The sequence below is a fragment of the Butyrivibrio sp. TB genome, from assembly GCF_900110805.1.
Taxonomy (GTDB): Bacteria; Bacillota; Clostridia; order Lachnospirales; family Lachnospiraceae; genus Butyrivibrio; species Butyrivibrio fibrisolvens_C.
In genome coordinates this window covers 43,435-68,461 of record NZ_FOER01000026.1, presented here as the reverse complement: position 1 = coordinate 68,461, position 25,027 = coordinate 43,435, and the positions used below count along the sequence as shown (strand labels likewise).

The 25,027-nt window shown below is 38.8% G+C and carries 19 protein-coding genes and 1 pseudogene; 7 read left to right on the top strand and 13 right to left on the bottom strand.

Annotated features, from left to right (window positions below):
- Nucleotides 1–210, bottom strand: a pseudogene (locus BMX21_RS15795) (hypothetical protein); the annotation flags it as partial.
- A gap of 329 nt (nucleotides 211–539) precedes the next feature.
- Between BMX21_RS15795 and BMX21_RS15790 the strand changes: the two are divergent.
- A complete protein-coding gene (locus BMX21_RS15790; protein ID WP_022754585.1) occupies nucleotides 540–1,235 on the top strand; it encodes a flagellin in 696 nt (231 codons plus the stop codon).
- A gap of 222 nt (nucleotides 1,236–1,457) precedes the next feature.
- Nucleotides 1,458–3,041, top strand: a complete 1,584-nt coding sequence (locus tag BMX21_RS15785) for a sodium:solute symporter family protein (RefSeq protein ID WP_092045790.1) — start codon at nucleotides 1,458–1,460, stop codon at nucleotides 3,039–3,041.
- Here the strand turns inward: BMX21_RS15785 and BMX21_RS15780 are convergent.
- Nucleotides 3,020–5,257 (bottom strand): glycosyl hydrolase 115 family protein, encoded by a 2,238-nt coding sequence (locus BMX21_RS15780; protein WP_092045788.1) that lies wholly within the window; start codon nucleotides 5,255–5,257, stop codon nucleotides 3,020–3,022. The two genes, BMX21_RS15785 and BMX21_RS15780, sit on opposite strands and share 22 nt — an antisense overlap.
- A gap of 356 nt (nucleotides 5,258–5,613) precedes the next feature.
- Here BMX21_RS15780 and BMX21_RS15775 point away from each other — a divergent pair, with 356 nt between their 5' ends.
- The 3 genes from BMX21_RS15775 to BMX21_RS15765 all read left to right on the top strand — a co-directional run bounded on the left by BMX21_RS15775 (nucleotide 5,614) and on the right by BMX21_RS15765 (nucleotide 8,933).
- On the top strand, nucleotides 5,614–6,993 hold the full coding sequence (locus BMX21_RS15775) for a condensation domain-containing protein (protein ID WP_092045786.1): 1,380 nt from the start codon (nucleotides 5,614–5,616) through the stop codon (nucleotides 6,991–6,993).
- Nucleotides 6,994–7,104: 111 nt separating this feature from the next.
- A complete protein-coding gene (locus BMX21_RS15770) occupies nucleotides 7,105–7,344 on the top strand; it encodes an acyl carrier protein (RefSeq protein ID WP_074758241.1) in 240 nt (79 codons plus the stop codon).
- Nucleotides 7,341–8,933: an AMP-dependent synthetase/ligase gene (locus BMX21_RS15765; RefSeq protein ID WP_092045784.1), complete on the top strand. Its 1,593-nt coding sequence runs from the start codon at nucleotides 7,341–7,343 to the stop codon at nucleotides 8,931–8,933. The genes BMX21_RS15770 and BMX21_RS15765 overlap by 4 nt, the downstream gene beginning before the upstream one ends.
- 19 nt (nucleotides 8,934–8,952) lie before the next feature.
- Here BMX21_RS15765 and BMX21_RS15760 read toward each other — a convergent pair whose 3' ends face one another.
- The 6 genes from BMX21_RS15760 to glyA all read right to left on the bottom strand — a co-directional run bounded on the left by BMX21_RS15760 (nucleotide 8,953) and on the right by glyA (nucleotide 15,525).
- Nucleotides 8,953–9,528, bottom strand: coding sequence for a TetR/AcrR family transcriptional regulator (locus BMX21_RS15760; RefSeq protein WP_027205317.1), 576 nt, complete (start codon nucleotides 9,526–9,528; stop codon nucleotides 8,953–8,955).
- 166 nt (nucleotides 9,529–9,694) lie between these two features.
- Nucleotides 9,695–9,913, bottom strand: coding sequence for a hypothetical protein (locus BMX21_RS15755; protein WP_092045782.1), 219 nt, complete (start codon nucleotides 9,911–9,913; stop codon nucleotides 9,695–9,697).
- A 278-nt stretch (nucleotides 9,914–10,191) separates the two neighbouring features.
- The gene (rlmD, locus tag BMX21_RS15750; RefSeq protein WP_092045780.1) at nucleotides 10,192–11,529 is read right to left on the bottom strand and encodes a 23S rRNA (uracil(1939)-C(5))-methyltransferase RlmD; all 1,338 of its coding nucleotides are present in this window, start codon (nucleotides 11,527–11,529) and stop codon (nucleotides 10,192–10,194) included.
- Complete coding sequence (locus tag BMX21_RS15745) at nucleotides 11,519–11,866, bottom strand: hypothetical protein (RefSeq protein WP_022754576.1); 348 nt, start codon at nucleotides 11,864–11,866, stop codon at nucleotides 11,519–11,521. Before BMX21_RS15745 ends, rlmD begins: the two co-directional genes overlap by 11 nt.
- Before the next feature lie 128 nt (nucleotides 11,867–11,994).
- Entirely contained in the window at nucleotides 11,995–13,329 is a 1,335-nt protein-coding gene (locus tag BMX21_RS15740) for a glycoside hydrolase family 3 N-terminal domain-containing protein (RefSeq protein WP_092045778.1), read from the bottom strand.
- A 957-nt stretch (nucleotides 13,330–14,286) separates the two neighbouring features.
- Nucleotides 14,287–15,525, bottom strand: coding sequence for a serine hydroxymethyltransferase (gene glyA, locus BMX21_RS15735; protein WP_022756676.1), 1,239 nt, complete (start codon nucleotides 15,523–15,525; stop codon nucleotides 14,287–14,289).
- A gap of 355 nt (nucleotides 15,526–15,880) precedes the next feature.
- On the opposite strand from glyA, the gene BMX21_RS15730 reads away from it, so the two are divergent.
- Entirely contained in the window at nucleotides 15,881–16,846 is a 966-nt protein-coding gene (locus tag BMX21_RS15730) for a diacylglycerol/lipid kinase family protein (RefSeq protein ID WP_092045776.1), read from the top strand.
- Nucleotides 16,847–17,028: 182 nt separating this feature from the next.
- Nucleotides 17,029–17,772 (top strand): phosphatase PAP2 family protein, encoded by a 744-nt coding sequence (locus tag BMX21_RS15725; protein ID WP_022756678.1) that lies wholly within the window; start codon nucleotides 17,029–17,031, stop codon nucleotides 17,770–17,772.
- A 104-nt stretch (nucleotides 17,773–17,876) separates the two neighbouring features.
- Here the strand turns inward: BMX21_RS15725 and BMX21_RS19980 are convergent, their stop codons facing one another.
- From BMX21_RS19980 to BMX21_RS15700, 5 genes are all read right to left on the bottom strand, one after another.
- Nucleotides 17,877–18,641, bottom strand: coding sequence for a DUF1653 domain-containing protein (locus BMX21_RS19980; RefSeq protein ID WP_092045774.1), 765 nt, complete (start codon nucleotides 18,639–18,641; stop codon nucleotides 17,877–17,879).
- Between the two features lie 198 nt (nucleotides 18,642–18,839).
- Nucleotides 18,840–19,853 carry a DNA polymerase III subunit delta gene (holA, locus tag BMX21_RS15715; RefSeq protein WP_092045772.1) on the bottom strand — a complete coding sequence of 338 codons (1,014 nt, stop codon included), beginning with the start codon at nucleotides 19,851–19,853 and terminating at the stop codon, nucleotides 18,840–18,842.
- A 68-nt stretch (nucleotides 19,854–19,921) separates the two neighbouring features.
- Nucleotides 19,922–22,321 (bottom strand): ComEC/Rec2 family competence protein, encoded by a 2,400-nt coding sequence (locus BMX21_RS15710; protein ID WP_092045770.1) that lies wholly within the window; start codon nucleotides 22,319–22,321, stop codon nucleotides 19,922–19,924.
- A 61-nt stretch (nucleotides 22,322–22,382) separates the two neighbouring features.
- Nucleotides 22,383–23,366: a GerMN domain-containing protein gene (locus BMX21_RS15705; protein WP_092045767.1), complete on the bottom strand. Its 984-nt coding sequence runs from the start codon at nucleotides 23,364–23,366 to the stop codon at nucleotides 22,383–22,385.
- 156 nt (nucleotides 23,367–23,522) lie between these two features.
- Nucleotides 23,523–25,022 (bottom strand): sensor histidine kinase, encoded by a 1,500-nt coding sequence (locus tag BMX21_RS15700; RefSeq protein WP_022754567.1) that lies wholly within the window; start codon nucleotides 25,020–25,022, stop codon nucleotides 23,523–23,525.
- Nucleotides 25,023–25,027: the final 5 nt, after the last annotated feature.

The following is a 25,027-nucleotide window of genomic DNA, read 5'->3' as shown; positions in this document are numbered from 1 at the left end:
AACCCAGTTGTCTAAGCGTTTGAGACTGCCTCTTATCTGGTTGTCTTTTTCTTCAAGCGTTTGCTTTATGAAATCTCTTTCGAGTCTGTTGAACTGAGCATGTACTCCTCTTTCAAACTCAGCCATCTCGAAAGGATTCTTTGCAAAAGATTCCTTAATTTTTACAAGTTTTTCTTCCACTTCTTCCCAAATTTGTTTTATACTGTCCATAAGGACACCTCCTGCATTTTTTGTTTTTGCCAACAAATATGTTAACACAGAAGGTTGTCCTTTTTATTGCGTACAATTATTTTACCATTATCTATTAATCCTACAAAAACTTTACCCTAGCAAAGTCAAGTAATTGGTATGGCAAGCATATTTTTACAATCGGCATGACATTTTTATCATATTTTTAATCATATTTTAATATTATTTTGTATTGCACATTGTTATTAAGAGCTTTATAATCAAAATAGAGTAAATAGAATGATTGTTTTTAGTAAGATAAGTTCTATGAATATGTCTTAAAGCCTACGGACAGGCTTAAGGAGTAAGTTATGAGCATGAATGTAGCAGGTGTTTCAAGCTACCATTCCAACACAGGGAAGTGGATGAAACAACTAATAAGTGGAAAAAAGATAAACTCCGCAGCTGACGATGCTGCTGGCAGCGCCATAGCCCAGAAGCTTAAAAGCGCTGCAACAAGTGCCAATGTCAGCGCTTCCAATTATAATTCGCAGATTCTAAAGAGTAATGTAGCTGATGGAGCCATGAGCGGTATGAATTCATACCTGTCTGATATGACTTCAAAAAGCGTACAGGCTTCCAATGACACTTTGACAGGAAGTGATAAGTCTACCATCTATGATCACATGAATGTTCTAAGTAAGGGCGTATCTTCACTTTCAAATACTACCTACAATGAACAGAATGTTATCTCACAGGGCGTGGCATCATCTGCTACTCCATCAGGCTTTGATCTTAGCTCTATAGAAAGTGCAACAGACTCGTTATATTCTGCAATGGCCGCAAACGGAGCTGCAAGTAATGCAGCATCACATGCAGCCAATATAGCATCTATTTCTGAGATCAATCAAGCAGCAGCTCTTAGTCGTATAGAAGATGCGGATATGGCAGCTGCGTCTGTAGGACTTAATACTTCAAAGACTCTTGATCAGGTCAATAATGCAATGCTTAAAAAGCAAATGGAAGATCAGGAAGAAGATAATAAGAGATTACTTGGCGTAAGCTAAGTTAACGACTTTAGAAAATGCTCCCCAAAAGAATATATCGCAACCCACCAAAAGGATCGGAATTTAATGTTCCGGTCCTTTTTGGTGTTCACCTATTTCAGTTTACTAATACACTTCTTTGTGTTAACATTTATGATAACAGTCATTTTAACGATTTAAAGCGTTGCGTTTTAAAGCAGTAAACAGTAGAAGAAAAACTATTCTATCATGGGGAGGCCTAAAATGGCAGTAAAAATCTTATTTCTAATCATCTTTTTTAGCGTAATGATCTTTATCGGAATTGCAACAAGAAAACATGCAAAAAGCGTAGAAGGATTCGTTCTTGGAGGACGATCTGCCGGTCCCTGGCTTACAGCATTTGGCTACGGTACATCCTATTTTTCTGCAGTAGTATTTGTAGGTTATGCAGGACAGTTCGGCTACAAGTACGGAATATCTGCCACGTGGGCAGGCATCGGCAACGCTGTCATAGGCTCTCTTCTTGCATGGCGTATCCTTGGAAGACGCACAAGAGTCATGACCAAGCATCTTGATTCTAAGACCATGCCTGACTTTTTTGGCAAAAGATTTGAGAGCAGGAGCCTTCGACTTGCTGCTGCCCTTATCTCTTTTGCCTTTCTGATACCATATACATCATCTGTATATAACGGTCTTTCAAGGCTGTTTAGAATGGCTTTCAATATTCCCTATGGCGTATGTGTTATCGTAATGGCCGGCCTTACCTGTGTATACGTAATACTGGGCGGCTACATGGCAACTGTTGTCAACGATTTCGTGCAGGGTGTTATCATGCTCTTTGGTATATCTGCAGTTATCCTCGCAGTCCTTCATAATAACGGAGGATTTATACATGCGCTTACAACACTCTCTACGTATGAATCAGATCTGTCTGTTACACAAGGGATGCAGGGTGCCTTTACTTCTTTCTTCGGGCCCGATCCTCTTAACCTTATGGGCGTTGTCATCCTAACATCCCTTGGTACATGGGGACTTCCTCAGATGGTTGGCAAGTTCTATGCTATCCGCGATGAGAAGGCTATCAAGGCAGGAACTATCATATCCACACTTTTTGCAATGGTAGTAGCAGGAGGTTCATACTTTTTGGGCGGTTTTGCAAGGCTTTATAGCGACAATGCTGCAATCCTTAATGCTGACGGCTCTGTTGCCTATGATGCCATAGTTCCGGCTATGCTCTCAGGGCTTCCTGATATCCTTATCGGAATAGTAATAGTGCTGGTACTCTCAGCTTCCATGTCAACTCTGTCATCGCTTGTACTTACTTCAAGTTCATCTGTTACACTTGATCTTGTAGCTCAGATCAACAAGAAGATGTCGGACAAGGCGCAGCTTCTAACTATGAGAATCCTTCTGGTTATGTTCATAGCATTATCTGTTATCGTAGCACTTAATCCTCCGACATTCATAGCTCAGCTTATGGGCTATTCATGGGGAGCGCTTGCAGGTTCATTCCTTGCACCCTTCCTCTATAGTCTGTACTGGAAAAAGACAACCAAGGCTTCTGTATGGGCCTGCTTCATATCAGGAGTTGGCATCACTATCACCAACATGATATTCCACTACATTGCATCTCCTATTAACGCCGGTGCATTCACCATGGCTATAGGTCTTGTGATCGTCCCTGTAGTGAGTCTTCTAAGTCCTAAGATGAATGAAGATCATATCGATAAAGTATTCGACTGCTACAATCAGAAAGTCACAGTTGAAAAGCGCTACAGCCTTGAAGAAGATGAAAATGAAACTGAAGATGAAGAGGAAGAAGATATTCAAAACAGACTTGATGCCTGATCATCTATAAGTTCCCACATCTTGTCATCTGTAATATGAGATTTAAGTCTTAATATCAGCAGGACCTTGTCACCACCAGCGTCCTGCTGATATTTTCTTTGCCATTTATAAAAGTGAGGGCCATCTCCAAGAACCCTTAAATAAGACATGAGGCTTTGAGCTACGTAGTAGGACTGCCTTATATCTGATTCGCAGTCATTGGCATAAAAGCCCTTCCATATGCCATGTTCATGACTTCTCATAGTATCGTAACCTTTCTTAAAGACTTTGGAAGAAAGACCTGCTTCATAGAAAGCTTTTATGAACCTCTCATCTCCAGTTCCTTCAAGTACCGCTTCTATAGAACTGCATATATGCAAGGCTCCAAGATAGCTATAATACAGGTACTGAACCTGGCAGATCAGATTGTCATCAAAAACTTTAGCTGCCTTCTTATCTCCTGCAGCTTTTAGTTTATCTTCTACTGACATACAAAATCCAAGATACTCTTTGTATCCTTCTACAGCATCTTCATATTTTTCCTTGAAATAATAAACCTGGTCTTTTAGACTATGCCTGTCACAAGCCCACTTTAGCTCCAGTGAAGGATTTATCTTATGATGATCCTTCGTGTCACATTTTTTTGCATCACATTCATTGTCATCACAGTCCTTGACATCACGGTCCCTATCATCACATTCTTTAACATCACATTCCTTAACATCTTGCAGATTGGCATCATCTTCTGATACGTAATACTGTCTTATAAAGCTGTCTGCAAGAATCCTGGCGCAGTGATTGGCATACTGCTCTCCTGCATGGTCATCTTCATTTGGTCCGTACTTGACGCTGTAATAGGGCCACAAGCTGTACGCCTTTTCAACCATTTTGTTTAGAGCAGAGTCATAATACCTATCTACATAGGCAGATAGATGATTACTTATAGTATATTTTTTATTATTTTGATCTTGACCTATCCCATCTCTCCAAAAACCTGCTATAAGATCAAGGTAATACGTATGCGGCTTAATATTAGAACAGTTGATGATCCAGAAATCGTCTCCTCCACGTTTAAGCACTTCGCAAAGCTCATCTTCTACAAACTCCGGCGAATTAGGAAGCATAGTCATCATAGCTGCTGCCTGCAGATCATAAAAAGATGCATGATAATAGATCCCATGAGCGCCTGTGTCACCACTACCGGGAAGTGCCATAACTCTTGGATTATGATTGTTTTGTCTCCTTGATACCATCTTGCCATAGCCGTTATCAGCCCAGATCCTTATAACATCATCCGGAAGGTCGATGTATCCTCCTTGGTATAATTCCATGATCTCTCCGTAGAGATTAGTACAGCATACAGCGCCGGCATCGTGAGATCTGACCATCTCATACTGTTTTCTTATAAGTTTTGATATAAGCTGTCCTCTTTTAGCTTTGGTATCATAAGAAGGATCATCTGCCCAGAAAGGTCTGTCTCCTTGCCCTCTGAATCCAAGATTCCATATTACGTGGTATTTTTTCTGCTTAGCGATAGCCTTCTCCCAAAGCCCTATAAACAAGTCAGGATACTTGTCAAAAGAAGCTTCAAGCTTAGGATATACTCTCGAAAACATCTCTGCACCCAAAGGTTCAGCATGATGATGAGTTATATATAGGCCATATTCATCTGCAAGATCTCTGAACCTAGCTGCATTAAAATCAGTCCCCGGGATCGTCATGTTCCCCCCGCAGCGAAGAAGTGCTTCAAAAGCCATCTCCCAGGGATAATCCTCTTTTACACTGCCATCTACTACAGGCTTCCACTCACTAAGTAAAACCTCATCATTAATAAACCATCCCCTGAATCTAACCTTGTAAGGCTTTGATTCATATGTATAGTCATCCGGAACCTGGTATCCTCTTTTTTTCTTAAATACCTGTTCATTCCAAAACCAGAACTCCCCAACTGATAAAAATGTTTTACTTATGTGATATATCCCATATATAAGTCCAAGATCATCTGATGCATAAATTCCAAGCTTATTATGCTCCAGCGCCTTTATAACAAAACATTCTTTTTGTATATATTCTTCTTTTGGTATACATTCCTCTTTTTTTAATACAATATCCAAAAATCCCCCGCCACTTCTAAGGCAAGTATTTCTGATATCTCTTTCAAGCGCACTGACAGCGCGTCTTACCGCCCTTGATAATATACTATCTGCCACAATCTTAGTACTATATCCAATCTTCATATAAGAGACCACCTCCTGATTGTAATGATATAGTAGCGCCAACGCCAAAACCACTTAATTTAATTAAAATAAAATGCATTTTCAATCAATGTTAAAATCAATGTTTACATCAATTTTTTATAAATCACAAAACGCCCCTCACTTTATATCCAAGTAGCCCCCTCTAGTCTTTTTATCGAACACAATATATCGTTTTGTTCGATAAGTCTCGGTCAATTTTTAATCGTTTGTTCATTAACTCTCCTTGCCTATGGATTCGTTATTTCGTCTATGATATTTTGTTTTTTAAGTTCTAAAGGTTGAAATTGTTCTATTGCCAACCACAAATCACATGATCAAAAGGGAGGAGTTAGTAAATGTCTGATAAGTACCCGTTAACCGCAGCGCAGATGCTCCACTACAGATGGATACGCCAATATCATACCCAGCAGGTATCCGGCCTTAGCGTAGTAGCATCTTTGAAAGCGGATCTTGATTTCGATATACTAAAAAAATGTATCGAAAAAGAACTCGAAAGATATAAATGCCTTAGAGTTCAGTTCACAAAGCCTGATAAAGATGGCCTTATCTACCAGTATATCCCTGAAGAAAACAATATAAGCATATCATTTAAAGATCTGTCTGATATGTCCCTTGCGCAGGCAGATGACATCCTTCAAAAACTTGCTTATACGACCTTTGACGGCGATGATATCCCCATGTGCGAATTCATGCTTGTAAAGCTCCCTAACGGATACAACGGTTTTTGGATCCATATAGATCACCGCCTTATGGATTCCTGCGCAGTAGTTGTTATGGTCAATGACATCATGTCGCTGTACACCCATTACCGCTTTGGAAGCGACTATCCGGAACCTCTGGCTGATTATGAAAGCGTTCTTACAAGTGACCTAAAGAAAGCTTCAAATGAGAAAAGGCATGCCAAGGATCAAAAATTCTGGAATGATCTTTTGGATGAATGGGGAGAGCCTCTTTATTCTGACATTCAAGGACCATCCGTACTAGAAGCTTCAAGAAAAAGACATAAGAACAAAAACTTAAGAGCTGTAGATATAGAACTTAAGGATCTGTTCGTCGCAGTTAAGGATTATCAGCTTGATCCTGGATCAAGTGGCACTCTTATGGACTTTTGTATGAACCATCAGCTGTCCATGACCAATCTCCTGCTGCTGGGACTGCGAACATATCTATCTAAAGTAAACAATGGTCAGGAAGATATATCTATTGAAAACTTTATATCCAGAAGATCAACCAAAGATGAATGGACTTCTGGAGGAAGCCGCACCATCATGTTCCCTTGCAGGACTGTGATATCTTCTGATACAGAATTCCTCACTGCCGCATATGAGATCCAAAATATGCAAAACCGCATCTATATGCACAATAGCTATGACCCGGCCCTTATATGGGATGAGATCAAAAAGCGATACAACACCCCGGATAACACTTCATATGTAAGCTGCTATCTGACTTACCAGCCACTTACTGTAAAGCCTGACAATCCATACCTTAAAGATATACCCCTTCACACTAAATGGTTTGCCAACGGAGCAGCTACCAAGAAGATGTATCTCACCGTATCCCATACTGCAGACGGCGGTATGAACTTCTCCTATCACTATCAGACTGCTGCGCTTAGTGAAAAGGATATAGAGCTTTTAAATTATTATCTTATGAGAATCATATTTAGAGGCGTAGAACAGCCAAACTTATCAATTGAAGAGATCACAAGTTAGAAAGTGTTCCACTTTCAAACCCAAATTGGTAACGCGAGCTTCACCAATTTGAGCCATTAGCTGCTCGCTTTGCTCGCGACATGAGGTTAAAAATGGTCTAAGGAGGTTATTATGAAGAAAGAACTGTTATTCAAATCTATTGTTGCTCAGTACTGCAGGATAAAGCCTGAAGATATCAAGGATGATCTTAGATTTCGTGAGGATCTTGGGCTTAGCTCTCTTGATTTTATGTCAATGCTTGGAGAGCTTGAAGATGAATTCGATCTAAGTCTTGATGAAGACAAGGTCATCAATATCCGCACTATCCATGAAGCTCTTAATCTTATTGATACTACGGAGGTGGCAGGATGACACATACAATCAAAGATCTCTGGCAAAAAAGCGCCCTGTCTTATCAAGACCTTACTGCCATCAAATATCTGGATCATAAGAACATCTGTAGGGTATCATATAGAGAACTTGACGAAATGATAAGCATGATAGGAAGAGGGCTTTTAGTCAAAGATTATAGCTCTTCCCACATAGCTATAATAGGCGAATCATCATATATGTGGGTTGCTTCATATTTTGGAATCGTAACAGGAGGCAATATCGCAGTTCCTCTTGATGCATCCCTTCCTGAAGATGAGATCACAGATCTTATTAACAGAGCAGACTGCGAAGCCCTGTTTGTAAGTCCCAAGCTTGTTAATATCATAAAAGCATCTTCCGCTAACTGTCCAAAGCTACGGGATATATGGTATATGTCAGAATATACTCCGGAAGGAATTGCCGATGAATCCTTTAAGGTGGATAGTATTTATAATCTTATGTCCCTTGGAACTCTCACATCATCTCTACCATCTCCCAGTGAAGACGACCTTGCAACTATAATCTTCACCTCAGGAACTACCGGTAAGAGTAAGGGAGTAATGTTAACACATAAGAACCTGTATGATAATGTTGTAAACGTAGACTATACTGCTGATCCCGGAGCAGTAGTTTTAAGTGTACTTCCCATCCATCATGCATATTGCCTTGTAATGGACTGGATGAAAGGCTTTTCTTTAGGTGCATGCATATGCATCAATGATTCACTAATGCATATGGTCAGGAATATGAGTATCTTTAATCCTGATATCATGCTGATGGTGCCCCTTATGATAGAATCTGTGTACAAGAAGATCGCAGCTGCGATAAACTTATCTGCTTCTACCAGCACGCATTCTTCTATAAATGCAGCTCTAACTACTACGATATTTGGATCAAATCTTAAGATAATCTTCACCGGAGGTGCTCATCTTGATCCATACTATATTGATAGGTTCAATGAATTTGGTATTGATATCTTCGAAGGCTATGGTATGTCAGAATGCTCTCCTGTTATCACAACCAATACATTGACAGATCATAAAAAAGGTTCTATCGGAAAGCCGCTTGCAAATGTGGAGCTGTCCTTTGAAGATGGTGAGATCCTTGTTAGAGGTACCAGTGTTATGAAAGGGTACTACAAGATGGAAGAAGAGACAGATAAGGCTCTTAAAGATGGCTGGATGCATACAAGCGACAAGGGATACCTTGACGATGACGGATACCTTTATATAAACGGAAGAGTCAAGAACCTTATCATATTATCAAACGGTGAAAATGTATCCCCGGAAGAGATTGAGAATAAGCTCTCACTAAATCCTTTAGTTCGTGAAGTGGTAGTAAGCGGAGAAAATAACGGCCTTACAGCATCCATATATCCTGACGAAGATGTAACCAAACAAAAAGGCCTGTCCAAAGATTCAGTTCAGGAATCCATACAGGCCATAATAGATAATTTTAACGCTGCGCAGCCATCCTACAGGCATATCACAAAGCTTATAATACGAGATGATCCTTTTGAAAAAAATGCTACAGGCAAGATCAAGCGCTTTGGTAATAGCCAGACAGGGTCATCCCAAAAGGCTGTATAGTTATGATATTAAGAAAGCATCAATCCCACAGATACGGAAGGACTCCCTTAAGGAATGTCTGAGCCAGAATATCTGCAACATCTTCAGCGGGGGACTCAAAGTTCTCCGCTGTCCATTTATGAAGTATACCTATTGTAAAACCAATAGTTCCTGCAATAAGGAAGGTAAAATGCTCTCTGGACTTAGGGACAGCACTCCCTTCTTTGCCAGTACCTGATACATATCTATGGAACATAGTCATAGCTTTTTCCAAAAAAGAATTGCCCCTAGGGCTCTTAAAAAGTCCAGCAAGAAACAGATTGTCCCTTGTATAATTGCAGATAGCAAGGAAATATGACCTGCAAAGCTCATGATCATTTTGCGGATGAAAGGATTCCATAAGTCTGAAGATATCATCAATAGTCTTATCTTCTGCCGCGCTTATAAGCTTGGTGACATTCTCATAATGATTATAAAAAGTACTACGCACGATTCCTGACTTTTTGACAACATCAGAGACCGAGATCTTATCGTAGTCTTTTTCCTTTAATAGAAGAAAAAAAGAATCTATTATAGCTTCTTCTGCAGTGCTGTATCTAACGTCTTGTTCGTTCAAGTCTTTTCTCCCTTGAGGCCTTTTATTATAGAACTATCTACTACTTTAATATCCTTCCTATAGTTATACCATTATTTTCACGTCTTGTTTATCTTCTTGATCCATTTTCCGCTATGTAGTCTTACAATACAAACTATACATTTGATAAACTGATCTATCCTTAGCATTATATATACATAGAATCCCGGCCACTTAAGTATAAGTCCGGTGATAGCTCCAAGTGGTATGCTGCAAACCCTAAAAAGATAATATCTGCGACCATGAGGAATTTGGTATCTCCGCCTCCTCGCAGGGTACCCTTGGTAAGGATACTATTAGCAGCCTGAACATGATATTGACAGACTTCTTCATGTTCTGCTTCTCTTTCATTCCAAAAAATCTGCATTCTTAACCTCATGTCACGAGCTATGCGAGTGGCTAATGGTTCAAATTGATGGAGCTCGCGCCATCAATTTGGGTTTGAAAGTGGAACACTTTCAAACTTATTCTCTCCCCCATTAGCATTCGTTTATCTATTGTACAGGAAAATAATGCAAAAAATAAGAGCATCTTTTTGACATTTCCATAGAAATCAAAAATTGATGCTCTTTTATATATCAAAATAATAAATTCAATAAAAACAATAAATACTACAGATAATTAAAGTAGGCTGTTCTGACTCATTCATAGCTTCTTTTTTAGAAGCACGATCGTCTCTATCGATCTTGTATGGCAGAACATATCAACAGGTACACAATCCGTAACTATGTATCCGTTCTTTACAAAGATACCAAGATCTCTTGCAAGAGAATCAGGTCCGCAGGATATATATACTACCTTGGAAGGCCCAAGTACGAACAGAGAATTAAGGAACTCTTCTGTAGCACCGCTTCTTGGAGGATCCATAAATACTACATCTGCCTTGTCACCTGAATCAGCCATCTGCTGCATGAATCTTGTAGCATCGTTCTTATAAAAGGTGACATTATCTATGTCATTGTTCTTGGCATTCCAAATAGCATCTCTTACAGCATCTCCATTGATCTCAACACTTGTAACATGCTTAACATGAGGACTTGCTATGATTCCGATAGTTCCAACGCCGCTATAGCAGTCGAGAGCTTCTTCACTGCCATCAAGATCAGCCAGTTCTATAGCTTTTGAATACATCTTCTCAGTCTGAACAGGATTGACCTGATAGAAAGACTTGGGAGATATCTTGAATTCCATACCGCAAACTGTATCTGTGATATAGCCCTTGCCGTAGAGAACTTTCTCCTTATCACCAAGTATCATACTTGTATGCTTGTCATTAACATTGAGTACGATAGTTGTGATCTCAGGATGAGCCTTTAAAAGTGCCTTAACAAAATTATTCTTGGATGGAAGGATAGGACTAGTAAGAACCAGGATCACCATGATCTGGCCACTATTTTTTCCAACTCTTATAAGAACGTGTCTTAAAAGTCCCTGCCCATAATCTTCATCATATGTCTTGATCTTAAAGGAACGGAGCATCCCTCTTATAGTAGCTATGATCTCATCAGCTTTCTTATCTTCTAAGAGGCAGGACTCTACAGGTACTACTTTATGAGATCCTTCCTGATAGATTCCTGAAAGAGGATTGCCCTTTCTGTCATGAGTAAAGACAGCATGAACCTTGCATCTGTAATGGTCAGGATCATCCATACCGATAAATTCACCTACAGTGCAGTACTTGGAAAGAAGCTCTTCGAGCCTTTCACGCTTAACCTTAAGCTGATTACGGTATGGCATATCAATAAACTGACATCCGCCGCACTTCTTCGATACAGGGCATCTGCTCTTAGAACTTGTTACAGATGTATTATCTGACTTTGTTTTCTTTTCGCCTTTTTCAGTCTTTGTTATGGATTTCTTTGATCCCTGTACACCTTTGCCAGCCTTTGAGGCGGGCATTTTGGATCCTCTGCCATTTTTTGGGGCTTTGGCACTATTTTGGGCCAAATTCGCACTACCCTTAACAGAATCTTTACTCTTCATCTAAATCCTCTGCTTCATCCATGAGAGCACGTTTTGTAACTGCTCGTCTTTCTGTATCACCTGTTATATCCTTGAACTTAAGTCCCTGAATATTCTTAACAAGGCCATATGCCTTTTCAACTTCGCTTCTGTTGATCTTAACGAAACAGTTGATGCGGTCACTTCCTTTTCTTGAAAAAAGTCTCTGCCACAGTGATTGCTTCTGCCAGTCGATATAATAAGAAATCCTGTTTTTCAAAAAGATTCTCTCAAGTTCTTTCTTATCTCTCTGAGAGAAAATATTGCAAAATAAAACTTCATTGTCAAAGTTCTGAGATTCAGTGATTATACTTGACATGCTGTCTTCTCCTTAAAATAAATTAGTATACAAGTTTGAAAAATACATTTTTCAAGCACGACTTAAATACCACAAGGGTGTATTGTACAAGGAAAACGTATTATTTCCAATATGCATTTTCCCGAAAATTACATAGCATCATACGTATATCTTACACGAAGTATACGTCTTACTGACTCATTAAGTCTCTCCTCTGTAATGATACCTGTATTTACAGCTTCTATGATTCCGTTATAAGCTGCCTGAAAATCTTCTGGCATGAAGATCATATCAGCGCCTGCAATTATAGCAGCAACAGCAGCCTGATCAGAAGTATATGCGTCGGTGATAGCAGGGACGTTCATGGCATCTGTGATGACTATGCCATCATATCCAAGATTTCCTCTTAAAGTATCGGTAATTGCACTTCCTGAAAGGCTGCAGGGTATTCCCTCACCTGAAATAGAAGGACATGCTATATTGCTGACCATGATCGCATCAACACCTGCATCTATAGCACATTCGAACGGTACAAAAGTTCCGGCCTGAAGCTCTTCTATTGACAGATCACATGTTTCAAGTCCTGATGCCGGATCTGATACTGCTACAGGGAAAGAAGATGCGCATGCGCTTACACCTGTTGTTTCTAATGAAGATATATATGCAGAAGCCATCTGAGCTGTCAGATTAGCGTCCGTTCCAAATAAATTCTCTGCATCCGAAAGTTTAAGATTCGGAGCAAGATTCATGTTAAAGCCGTAGTTGATAAGGTAGGATCCAAGAGCGCCGGCGTTTTGGGCTGCATCATCACTGCCTTCAAGAAGTGATGGAGCTTTGGTTCCGGTAATTCCAAGACTTGTAGCAGCTACACTTTTTGAGCCTCCTTCTTCCGATACAGCAAGAAGTAAAGGATATCTGCTCATCTGCGAAGTTGTAGCAAGCATTTCTTTGATCTGATCATCGCTCTTTATATTATTAGACGAATATACAATTCCGCCTACAGTATACTGTTCAAGTGCAGCCTGAGTGCTTGAGCCTGCTTTGACAGCGCTATCAACACCCGTAAGCTGCTCAGGTGTTATAAAAAAGATATATGCAGCCTTCTCTTCAAGGGTCATATTAAGAAGAGTGGCATCTATTCTGTTATTAACTATCTCATCCGCTTCAGAAGCCAGCGGAACTTCCTCATCATCAGGTGTGATAATAGCTATCTCTGTATTCTCAGAGCTTTCTGAAGCTGCGATCCTGGCATCTTTTTGTGTTTGATGATCTATCACAGCTGCTGATACCTTCTTGATCCCCCATACAAGCCCTGTTATAGATACTGTAATCAGTACAAGTACTATTAAATATGCAAACATTTGGGATCTTAGGCGACGCCTGCGGCGATTTTCTCTTTTTTGCTGCTTAGATTTTTCCTGAACATTACCCTGTTCTAAATCCTGAGCCGTTTCAACTACTGCATTATTATTTTCTTCCCTCATATCTTTTTTCCCTCCCTAACCGAAATAAGAACAAGATGAAACGAATAAAAATAGTAATGACAATACTTAAAATCATTTTAACACAAAAAGCACAAAAAAAGAACGGCGACCTTTTCTCTTCAAGCCACCGTTCTTCATTCTGTTGAATTTTTTTTACTAATTATTACTCTGTTAATAACTATCTGCGTTGGATCTTCACATCCCAATGGACTGTACCTCCGATTTCTCAACCTGCTCTTTCCATTCACTTTTGCTTTTAAAAGCTGTGGTGGTCAAGATGTAGATATTGATCGTCGCCACTAATCATGTACTAAAGCCGTTGTAATAATATAACACTGTTTCTTAATCATAAATCTAAATTAAGTAGTCTGGTGGTCCGTACCTTCCTTTCCAGCAGTTATAGTAAATTACTTATGTCTTTGGAGTATACCTGCCTTTCTTTCGGTCCCCCGAAGTATTTTCTTCACTTAATTCGTTTGGATTGATTATAGTATACTAAAGCTATTTTGATTTGTCAAGTCAATTTGAATATTTTTTATTTATATTCTGTTATTGAATTGATTAATTGTACTAATATCTGCTATTTGTTTATATATTTTATTATTTTCTGACAATTATAAACATAACTCAAATCTTCCGTTCCTATTATATTTATGCCATTTAGAGCTTTTTGATAACCTAATATCTATGGAAAATATAGGACACTACAACTCATATGATCTCAAAAGTTACATAAAAAGAGCCATAGCATAAGGTTAAGATAACCAAATGCCATGGCTTTAATTGTCTTATTTATATGACAATTTATTATTTTGTACTTAGATCATATTCCTGAATCTGTTAAAGTAATAAGATTTAGGGCATGCTTACCAGAACTAAAAAACTCTGATTCAGGATAAGCTCCCCGGATCTGAAATACATATTTAAGAATAAGCTTACAGGATCTTATAAAAAGGATCAGATAAGTGGATATTTGTCTGTAAGAGACTTAACTATTGCTTTTGCTTCTTCGATTCCGGCTTCCTTCTTCTTGATAACTGTAGCAATAGCTTCGGCGATTTTGTCCATATCCTCTGTATTCATGCCTCTTGTAGTAACAGCAGGTGTACCAAGACGGATACCACTTGTTACAAAAGGAGACTGTTTTTCATTAGGTATTGTGTTCTTATTGGCAGTAATATGAGCTTCGTCAAGCCATGCCTCAACTTCCTTACCTGTAAGGTCATAGTTAGTAAGATCCACGAGCATAAGGTGATTGTCAGTGCCGCCTGAAACGATCTGTATGTCTCTTTTCATAAGTCCTTCTGAAAGAGCCTTGGCGTTGTCGATAACTCCCTGCTGATATACCTTGAATGAAGGATCAAGTGCTTCCTTGAAGCAGATAGCTTTGGCAGCGATAACATGTTCAAGAGGGCCGCCCTGAATTCCCGGGAATACAGCCTTATTGAACTTAAACTTGTCCTGGGCAGCCTGATTCCACATGATCATTCCGCCTCTTGGTCCTCTAAGTGTCTTGTGAGTTGTAGTAGTTACAACATCCGCATATGGGAATGGACTTGGATGAAGTCCCGCGGCAACAAGGCCTGCGATATGAGCTATATCTACCATAAGGATAGCTCCGCATGCATCTGCTGCCTCTCTGAACTTTTTAAAATCAATTGTTCTGCAATATGCAGAAGCTCCTGCTATTATAAGTTTTGGTTTATTCTCAATGGCGAGTCTTTTCATCTCGTCATAATCAAGAAATCCGTTTTCATCTACACCATAAGGAATTACCTTAAAGTATGTACCGGAGATATTGGCCGGGCTTCCGTGAGAAAGATGACCGCCCTGATTAAGGTTCATACCCATAATAGTATCGCCTGGCTCAAGAAGTGCGAACTGCACTGCAAGATTGGCCTGAGCTCCTGAATGGGGCTGTACATTTACATAATCACAATGAAAGAGCTCTTTGGCACGCTCTCTGGCAAGATTCTCAACACGGTCTACAACATAGCATCCGCCATAGTATCTTTTACCCGGAAGGCCTTCTGCATATTTGTTGGTAAGAGGGCTTCCCATTGCTGCCATTACAGCCTTACTGGTCCAGTTCTCAGAAGCGATCAGCTCTATGTGATCATTCTGACGCTGCATCTCATCCTCAATTGCCTGAGCGATTTCGGGATCAACTTTTTTGACTTCATCCAATGAATACATTTTCTCTCTCCTGACATATCTACCGACTTATACGGTTTTCTACTGTTTTAAGCATCACTTGGCATATCATAGCATATAGATACATCAATTTCTATATGACAAAAGTAATTTTTTGACCAAATATTCAAACAAATTACATTAATTTTGTAATGGGTTATAGGTGTCAAAATTATATGACGTATGTAACAACATTTTTTATATATTCATTTTTGCAGGATTAGAGAATATACTATCATTGTCTGTGTTTTTACTATAAAAAGCCAAATCATAGATAACCACTTAGGATGATCTTAAAAGATCTCCGGACTATAATATAATTATTATGTGTGTCTGATGCACTTCTAGGAGGAGTTGTATGTATTATGTAATCGTCAATCCCGGATCAGGTTCCGGACGGGGATATTATACCTGGAAAAAACTTGAAGAAAGTTTTATTGTAGCAGGGCTTAAATATAAGGCTGCATCTACCAAAAAGGCCGGAGATGCCAAAAGGCTCACTACTTCACTAATGGAAATGCATTCAGAAGAATCCCCTCTAAAACTGATAGTCATAGGCGGCGATGGGACTATGAATGAAGTTATTAATGGCATCACAGATTTTGACAAAGTCGTTTTAGGATATATCCCGGGAGGATCTGCAGGGGATCTCGCCTTTGGTCTTGGTATTAATATTGATACTTCAGAACTTATCCAGAGGATTACCGAAGGTAAAGTTCTTAGGACTTCAGATATCGGTCAAATCACATACAACAATATTTCATCCACCTATTCAAGGCTTCATGATGATGAAGTTAAGACCACAAGATACTTTGATGTCAGTGCAGGAATAGGCTTCGATGCTGCAGTATGCGAAGAAGCTCTTTCTTCAAGGCTCAAGAAAGTCCTTAATGCAATCAATCTCGGGAAGCTCACATATCTTCTTATAGCTCTTCATCAGATATTCTCTATAGAAAAAAACGCTATGGATATCACTACCAAAGAAGGTGAAAAGCTCCACTTTGATAAAGCTATTTTTGCTGCAATGATGATCCATCCTTTTGAAGGTGGCGGATTTATGTTCGGCCCTTATGCTGACTGTAACGATGGCTGTTTTGACGTATGTGCCGCAGGAGATATGTCCTTTTTTACCATAATGAGAGCACTTCCTTCTGCCAAAAAAGGTAAGCAGTTCAAGTACAAGGGAATTCATGCACTAAAGAGTTCTGAGATACATATACAAACACAAAAGCCTTTATGGGTTCATACTGACGGCGAAGTTTCCGTAAAATCTGATGATATTTTGATCAAGAACACAGGTTTTAAACTAAAACTCATGGTCTGATAATCCGATATCTACTTTGAATTTGCTTTTTTTACATTTTTTGTAATATTTGACCATTCTTTACCGAAATATCGATATTTTTTCAGTCAGTTTCATATTGATAATGCCGGTATGAACGAGTATAGTAGTATTTGTAATTTCAGACATCATGCCATTTTACATTATCATAGAAGGAAAATACTATGCAAAATTTTATCAAAGCAGATGAGTTCAGTAAGCCTATAACGGCTACAAGAATCAAAGAATCCATCCTTATGACGATTCCCACTGCTATATATGCCGTTATATACCTAGTATGGTTCAACTACATAGAAACTCGTAAAGTCATACACTTTACAGAAATGCACACAAGACTTGACGATATGATACCATTTATGGAAGTGTTCGTTATTCCGTATATTCTATGGTTCTTCTTTATCGCTTTTTGTACTGCATATCCTCTTCTCAAATACGAGAAGGAAGATTATTGGAGATTCATGATCTTTCTCGGAACAGGTATGACATTGTTCCTTATCATCTCAACGATCTTCCCTACTATTCAGTACCTAAGACCGGCTCAGTTTGAGAGGAACAATATATTTACAGCTCTTGTATCTGTATTTTATAAATACGACACGCCTACCAATGTATTCCCTAGCATGCATGTTTACAATGCTATAGGTGGCGCATTTAGTATTCAGTATAGCAAGAGATTCAGCAAAGGCTGGAAACTATGCTCACACTTTATCTCACTTTCGATCGTATTGTCTACAATGTTCATCAAACAGCACTGCGTGATCGATGTTGTAAGTGCTATAGCACTGGCTCTTATAATGTATTATGTTGTATATCGCTCTGATATAACGCTTAATTTCCTAAGGAAGATCCACTTCATCGATCCTGTTATGGAAGACGGCGAAGTTGCAACTCAGGAGATCAGGCTATAATGCAAGTGCTTACTAAAAATAATTGATCTTAACATAACAAAAGCTCTTTACCTTACACCATGTAAAGTAAAGAGCTTTTTTATATTCATAACTCAAAGTCTTTCTTATCTAAGTCTTTCTGTTTCAAATCTAGCTATAGTATCAAGACAGTTTCGAAGATCTGCAAGCCTGTCATACACATCTCCCGGCTCAACTTCCACATCTATGGCCATAGCCATTATATCTATCATGTCATCTGTTACTATAGGTCTTATCTTCTCAAGGATCTGAAGCCTTGCCTTGGCAGAGTCGCTATCAAGGAAAGCTACTACATTAGGATCAAGGTTAAGTTCATCAGCCTCGTCTTCTATAGTCTTATTCATAAAATAGCTGTCAGTATCAGTTGCCGAAGCCTTTTTTTCAGGTTCTCTTTCAGGTTCTCTTTGAATATTTATATTAAGCTCCTGCTTTTTCTCAGGACGAACTATAAATGAGCTTTTTACAGTATCCATAGATTCTGTATCATCACTTCTTGATATATCCGGTGATCCTGTAGCCTTTGATACGCTTAATGCATCATGTGAGCCTAAGATTACTGTATCATGTTTTTCCGGACGTGTTAATGCTTCTGTGTCTTCTTTTACATGATCAGATAATCTTTCAGGATTCACAAGTTCAAATCTCATCTTCTGCCGTGCATCAGGATATTTCAGTCTGTCGACAGGGCTTGTGAACATAGACAGAGGTCTTGCATAAACCTTATAATCACCATAAAGCGCCTGATATATTACAAGCTCTTCTCTGGTCTCTGAATGAATCGCAATAGTAAGAACCTGATACAGATTCCCCTTAAAATGTCTGTATATCTGCTGTGGTAATGGTCTTTCCATATATTAGTCCTCCATGATTTTATAATAATCCCTAAACCTTCCCACACTTTTGGGGAAAGTTAAGTTAACTTCAAAATATTTTTCTATATACTATTTCTATATATTATTTCTATATATTTTTCTTTATATTTTTCTTTATATATTTTCTATATATTTTTTTAAATAAAGATACCTATCTGTTTAGTATATAGCTAACTATCATCTAGCTGAGCACTTTACTATTATCATTTCTACGCTTATCACATCATTTAGCTTACCGCTCTTGTATGCTTCATCACTTGCAACACACATTTCAAGGCATGCTTTGAGCTGCGCTATGGTATATGATCTGGCCCAGTTTATATATTTAGAGACTATGAACGGTGCCAGATGAACTGCTGATGCGATACTTGCCTTATCTTTATGATTATCAGACATTTCTTTGACCTGCAGCATGATATTGAACTGCCTGAATATCAGCGCCAGTATCTTCTGCGGTGGTTCGCGAAGTGCCAGAAGATCATAATACAGATCCATAGCCTTCTTCTGATTATGTTCTACTATAGCATCTGTCATAGCGAATATCTGATTGGATAGCCAGTTAGCACATACCGCGTCAACGTCTGAAACACTTACGCTATCTCTTCCCATGCAGTAAGAGCTGATCTTCTCAAGTTCATTGGCAGCATTAGACATATCTGTTCCAACTCTTTCGAAGAAAAAATTCAATGTAGCTTCTGTTACCATAAGTCCATTATTCTTGAGTCTTCGTCCTGCCCATACCCTAAGATCGGTTATATCCGGTGTATCACACTCAATGGTAAGTCCTTTCGAATTGGCAGCTTTGAACATGTCTTTTCTTTTATCAACACTGCTTTCAACAAATAGAAAATACGCAGTCTCTGATGGCGACTTTATATAATCGGCAAGTTCCGGACATCCGTTTTTAAAAAGTCCTGACTCTTCTACCACTATAACTCGTCTTGGAGCAAAAAAAGGCATAGTCTCTGCCATATCTATCACTTCCATGACATTTATATCCTTGCCTTCATAGCGGCTCATATTCATGGAATCACCAGTCCCTAAAAGAGCTTTTTTGAGTTCATCTTTGACCTGATTTCTTAAATATGCTTCTTCGCCATATACAAGGTAGCAATGTTTAAAATCTTCTGCTTTTATATCTTTAACTATCTCGCTATGCTTAGCTTTAAATTCTGATGTCTTTGCCGGCATCATTGCCTCCCGATACCATGCCACCTTTAATATGCAGCATATATATTCCTAAAGTCATTTACTATATCTTACCACAATCCATTATTGGCAAGAAAGCTTTTTAACTTGAGCGTATCTCCCCTGCCATCGCTATCTACAGTTATAGCGCCTTGTTCATACGTTATAAAATACTTGCATCCGCTTGCTTCAAGCCTTTCAAGTACCTGCTCATGTGGATGTCCGTACATATTGTTCCTTCCTGCGGATATTACGCTACAAAGGGGATCCAGTATATCCAAAAACTCTTCATCTGTCGTATATCTTGACCCATGATGCGGAACCTTTAATAAAGTAAGATCTGAAAACTCACTACTGTTTTGACTCATGAATTCGTTAAGACTTCTAAGTCCTTCTTCTTCTACATCTCCTGTAAGAAGACTTGTAAAGTTTTTGTGCTCTATATAAAGGATAGTGGAGTGTGCATTGGCTCCATCTGTGTACATTCCCTCAGGAGGTCCTATACAGGTTATGGTAATATCGCTGCTTCCTGTACGAAGCTTATCGCCTCTTTTTATATAAGAAACCGGAACGCCTGCTTTTATTGCAGCTTCTTCCAGCTGCTCATAGCCGGATTCTCTGCAGCTGGTATCACAATCCGGAAGTATAAGACTTCCAATCCTGATCCCTCCTGCCGGCATAGCTTCCAATAATTCTAATACACCTGATATATGATCCTTATCTTCATGAGTTATGATACATGCATCAATATATCCTATCCCTTCATACTTAAGATACGGTGTCAATATATACTTGCCTACATTGGATCTTGAGGTGCTGCCTCCATCTACAAGATAGGTCATGTTCTCCATTTCTATTACAATACCGTCCCCTTGTCCTACATGAAGAAATGATAGCCGCAGATCCGGTCTTATTCTTATAGCCAGGATCCATACTGCTACCACCGGTATAAGATATACAAGATACGGGTATATGATTCTTTTTTGTTTTTCAGAGCGTTTTTCTGCAACACCGTTTTTGCCGGAATCTTCCGGATCAAGTTTTCTTTTTATATATTCTCTTATATACTTATGAGATATTAAGAATACTATAAGTAGAATATAATAAATCACCACCTGCCATGCATCGGCATGTCCTGCATACCAGGTATTTGCAGGAAGGTACCTGCTTCCTATACATATCCCTTTATACATGGTAAGGATGATATGGCACATAAATCCGGGAAACATAGCTATTCCTGTGCAAACACTTCCCAAGGTAAGTACTGCTATTCCAAGTCCCAGTAATATAGTCATGAAAGGAAGTACCAGAATATTAAGAAAGACAGAATATACAGGGAATGTATAATACGTATTCATCTGCACAGGTAAGATCACAGCAGATACTGATAGCGATGCTCTTACTATAGACAATACGCCTTCCACGATTTTTTCTCTGGCGATCATAAGATAATCTCTGACTGTATTGTTTTCAGAATTCCTTATGAGTTTATCCATACGCTTTGTATAATCCGCATCCCTTGGAGTGATGCCCTGTGACAGAGTAGGCAGTACAAGTCCTATTGCAATAACTGCTCCAAAACTCATCAAAAAGCCACTATGATAGATATACAAAGGCTCCTCGAATATAAGGAGCATGGCAGCTACAGACAGGCCTGTCAACATATCATAGGTACGTCCCAGAACTATAGCTAACATATGAATACAGAACATGATGATAGCTCTTATCGCTGATGTACCCATTCCGCACATTATACCGTATGACATCATCATTGCAATAGATATTAATGCAGCAGGTATTATCCTGAGTCTTAATCTTCTGAGAAGATTATAAAGACCCATTCCAAGAATCGATATGTGAAGCCCTGATATACTTAAAATATGTATTATCCCTGCACCCTGATACAATCCCTTTATATCTTCATCCATGGATGTTCTGTCTCCAAGAAGCATTGCTTTCATTACAGATGCATCCTCATCTTCAAAGGTATCATCAATGATCTTTTTTAGATGCTCTCTCATCCTATACAATGATTCTTTAAATCTATCCGGATCATTATTGTTATATTTGACTATACCTTCCCTTATCTGATATTCAATTTTCAATATTTTATAATATGTGCGGCTGTCAAACTCACCGGGATTACTTGCTCTTGAAAAGGCATAGTATTCCCCTTGCACTGTTATCTGTTCACCTATTTGGGGGATATTATCATAGATATCCTGATACGAAGACGCAAGGTATACTTTTACTATAGTATCCTCTTTTTCAGAATCTTCGATATATAGAACTTGAACCTGATTGTCATCGAAATCGGTTCCGGTCTCTTTGGAAGTGACTTTTCCCGATATTGTGATATATTCTCCGTTTTCATACCCCAGATCAGAATAATCCGGCGGATATACCAAGAGAAATATAAAGACAGCCGCCACAAATGCCATTGTAACAAGACATAGTGGCCTTCTAAACATTTTCTTATTTTCCTATTTTTTGATTTTTCTATTTTCTGGTTTTTCTAACTTTTACTGATTTTTACTCTTCTATGATCTCAAGATTTCTTTCATATGTACTTGAAAGGCTAAGGCTGTCCATAAACTTGACATCTTTATTGCCGTCAACTGTTATCTGAACTTTATTAACTTCAGTAAATTCACAAAGTGTATTAACTATAGAGTATATTGCAGTCTGAGCTGTAACAGTATAAGGCTCTGTCGTAAATGCAGAATCAAGATCGACATAGCAGATACCATCTCTTACTGTTATTGAATTTATACTGGTAGCAGGGTTGATCGTAGGATATACTTCATCTGTGTTAGGGCCGGCGATAAGCTGTTCCAGCGCGATTCTCTCCATAGATATATTACTATTGAATACAACAGTACGATATACCTTGATAAGTCCGTCTCCAGACTCGTTTGTAAAATAAAGAGTAAGTATCACCTTCTCATATGTATTGATCTCGTTACCTGCATTATAGATAAAGGTATCTTCAGTCATAGTTCCTATAACGTTGCCTGAAACATCAGTAAGCGGGCTTCCGCCAACCTGAAAAGTAACAGTCTTCACCGCATCAATCTGAGTAAGTGTACGAACCATAGCAGCTCTGTCAAGGATCTCAGTAACATGATCAACAGAATTATAAGACTCATTAAAATTAAGAATGAGGCTGTCATCTGTCAATTTGTAATCAATAAGGGCTATCCTTCCTGCAAGGGGTGCTTCGTAAGAAAAAGTATCAGGGTTTTGAGAAAGCTGCTCTATAAGCTCTGCTATTACAGCATCCGTATCTTTGATATCAGATGTTAGAGTATAGTCATCAGCTACAATCCCTGTTTCAGAAGAGTTGACATAATAAATCTTAACTTCATTATCAGCTTTTTCCGCGTCACCTGACATTCCAATTTTACCTGCACACGCGGTCATAGTCATGCAGACAGCAAGAATAAGAGCAAGCACTATTCTTCCTCTAACGACCTTTGATATTCTTTTTTTCAGAGAAAAAATATTGCTGTTCATTCTGGCTCTGATTCTCCCTGTTATCTCTCTTAATCCCTGTATTTTTTCACTTACTCTTTGGTAGTCATACCTGATATTTCTTCATCATTCTTAGTCTAACTTCACAATACTTAAGTCAACTTCACTATCCATAACAACACTTAGCCTTACTTCATCTTACTTAGCATAGCTAAGAGGTATCGTAACAGTAAAGGTAGTTCCTTCTCCCAGAACACTGTCTACATCAATAGAACCTCTATGCATCAGTATCGCACTCTTGGTTATGGATAGACCAAGTCCTGTTCCACCTATCTCTCTGGATCTTGACTTATCTACTCTGTAGAATCTGTTAAAGATAAGATCTGTTGAATCCTCAGGTATACCAACGCCTGAATCTGATATTGTAATAGTAAAGGACTGATGATCAGCATCAAGTATTACCTTGACCCAGCCCGATTCCTTATTATATTTGATAGCGTTCTCAACGATATTCATAATCGCAAGTGACAGCTTGACTTCATCTATCTCTGCTGTAACAGGACGCCTTGAGTCAAATGTAAGCTCAATATTATTCTTTCGTGCTATAGGACGAAGTCTCTTTAGTATGATCTCAGTCATCTCATTGACATCAACAGTAGAGATATTGAGCTGCGCCGCTGTTTTGTCCATCTTAACAAGAGACAGAAGATCATCGATTATCGTAGCTTCTCTGTCAACTTCCTTACTAATATCCTGCATGAAGTCCTGATACATCTCAATAGGAGCATCCGGCTGAGCCACCAGAGTATCAGCAAGTACCTTCATAGATGTTATCGGTGTCTTAAGCTCATGTGATACGTTGGATACAAACTCCTGACGGGATTCATCCAAAGTCTTCATTCTGGACAGAAGCTGGTTGAAGGCAGTAACTATATGCTCTGTCTCAAGATAATCCGGAACAGAGATCTCTTCATTGGTAAATCCTGCCTTGATATCATTGATCGCACTTGTGATCCTGTCAAAAGGCTTGAGCAGAATATTAGCTGCAAACAAAGAAAACATAAAGATAATAATTATTATTATGAGTTCTATAGAGCTTGCGTTCTTATTCAGAATGTCAAGAGTAGTACTGATATTATCAGTAGATACACTGGTAAGTATGACACCTACTACCGTCTCAATTTCTTTTTCCTTGCCGTTTTCATCTTCTACAATCTGGCTCTTAGTGATAGGTGTAGTGATCTCAATATAACCATTATTAGCATCATAAACAGATGTTGTACCGTTATCGCCCTGCTTAAGGCACTTTACAACCTCTTCTGAGATAATGGTCTTCTTTTCACTTATACCATAGGTATCTTTGATAATTTTGAGATTGTCATCAATGATCATGACACGTCCATCATAAAGATTGGCAAGCATGTCAAGCTCAGCACCGACAACTTCAGATGAGGTATCCTGCAGGTATCCATAGGTGATCAGATGATCAGCAAGGATACGAGCCTGTGTCTGAACCTCAGTTGTACGAACTGCAACCGCACGACCTTCATATGTCTCTAATATTGCAAAGTGAACAACCTGACAGGATATAAGGCCTGTCACAAAGACAAGTACGAAGATACGTGCACGCAGACTTTTGAATATATTGACTATTTTTAATTTATGTAATAATTCACCAAAAAATGTTTTCAGATTCATACTGA

What these genes read in the sequence shown, in the direction of transcription:
- BMX21_RS15790 (WP_022754585.1), top strand. Translation starts at nt 540, where the DNA reads ATGAGCATGAATGTAGCAGGTGTTTCAAGCTACCATTCCAACACAGGG.
- BMX21_RS15785 (WP_092045790.1), top strand. Translation starts at nt 1,458, where the DNA reads ATGGCAGTAAAAATCTTATTTCTAATCATCTTTTTTAGCGTAATGATC.
- BMX21_RS15780 (WP_092045788.1), bottom strand. Translation starts at nt 5,257, where the DNA reads ATGAAGATTGGATATAGTACTAAGATTGTGGCAGATAGTATATTATCA.
- BMX21_RS15775 (WP_092045786.1), top strand. Translation starts at nt 5,614, where the DNA reads ATGTCTGATAAGTACCCGTTAACCGCAGCGCAGATGCTCCACTACAGA.
- BMX21_RS15770 (WP_074758241.1), top strand. Translation starts at nt 7,105, where the DNA reads ATGAAGAAAGAACTGTTATTCAAATCTATTGTTGCTCAGTACTGCAGG.
- BMX21_RS15765 (WP_092045784.1), top strand. Translation starts at nt 7,341, where the DNA reads ATGACACATACAATCAAAGATCTCTGGCAAAAAAGCGCCCTGTCTTAT.
- BMX21_RS15755 (WP_092045782.1), bottom strand. Translation starts at nt 9,913, where the DNA reads ATGCAGATTTTTTGGAATGAAAGAGAAGCAGAACATGAAGAAGTCTGT.
- rlmD (WP_092045780.1), bottom strand. Translation starts at nt 11,529, where the DNA reads ATGAAGAGTAAAGATTCTGTTAAGGGTAGTGCGAATTTGGCCCAAAAT.
- BMX21_RS15745 (WP_022754576.1), bottom strand. Translation starts at nt 11,866, where the DNA reads ATGTCAAGTATAATCACTGAATCTCAGAACTTTGACAATGAAGTTTTA.
- BMX21_RS15740 (WP_092045778.1), bottom strand. Translation starts at nt 13,329, where the DNA reads ATGAGGGAAGAAAATAATAATGCAGTAGTTGAAACGGCTCAGGATTTA.
- glyA (WP_022756676.1), bottom strand. Translation starts at nt 15,525, where the DNA reads ATGTATTCATTGGATGAAGTCAAAAAAGTTGATCCCGAAATCGCTCAG.
- BMX21_RS15730 (WP_092045776.1), top strand. Translation starts at nt 15,881, where the DNA reads ATGTATTATGTAATCGTCAATCCCGGATCAGGTTCCGGACGGGGATAT.
- BMX21_RS15725 (WP_022756678.1), top strand. Translation starts at nt 17,029, where the DNA reads ATGCAAAATTTTATCAAAGCAGATGAGTTCAGTAAGCCTATAACGGCT.
- BMX21_RS19980 (WP_092045774.1), bottom strand. Translation starts at nt 18,641, where the DNA reads ATGGAAAGACCATTACCACAGCAGATATACAGACATTTTAAGGGGAAT.
- holA (WP_092045772.1), bottom strand. Translation starts at nt 19,853, where the DNA reads ATGCCGGCAAAGACATCAGAATTTAAAGCTAAGCATAGCGAGATAGTT.
- BMX21_RS15710 (WP_092045770.1), bottom strand. Translation starts at nt 22,321, where the DNA reads ATGTTTAGAAGGCCACTATGTCTTGTTACAATGGCATTTGTGGCGGCT.
- BMX21_RS15705 (WP_092045767.1), bottom strand. Translation starts at nt 23,366, where the DNA reads ATGAACAGCAATATTTTTTCTCTGAAAAAAAGAATATCAAAGGTCGTT.
- BMX21_RS15700 (WP_022754567.1), bottom strand. Translation starts at nt 25,022, where the DNA reads ATGAATCTGAAAACATTTTTTGGTGAATTATTACATAAATTAAAAATA.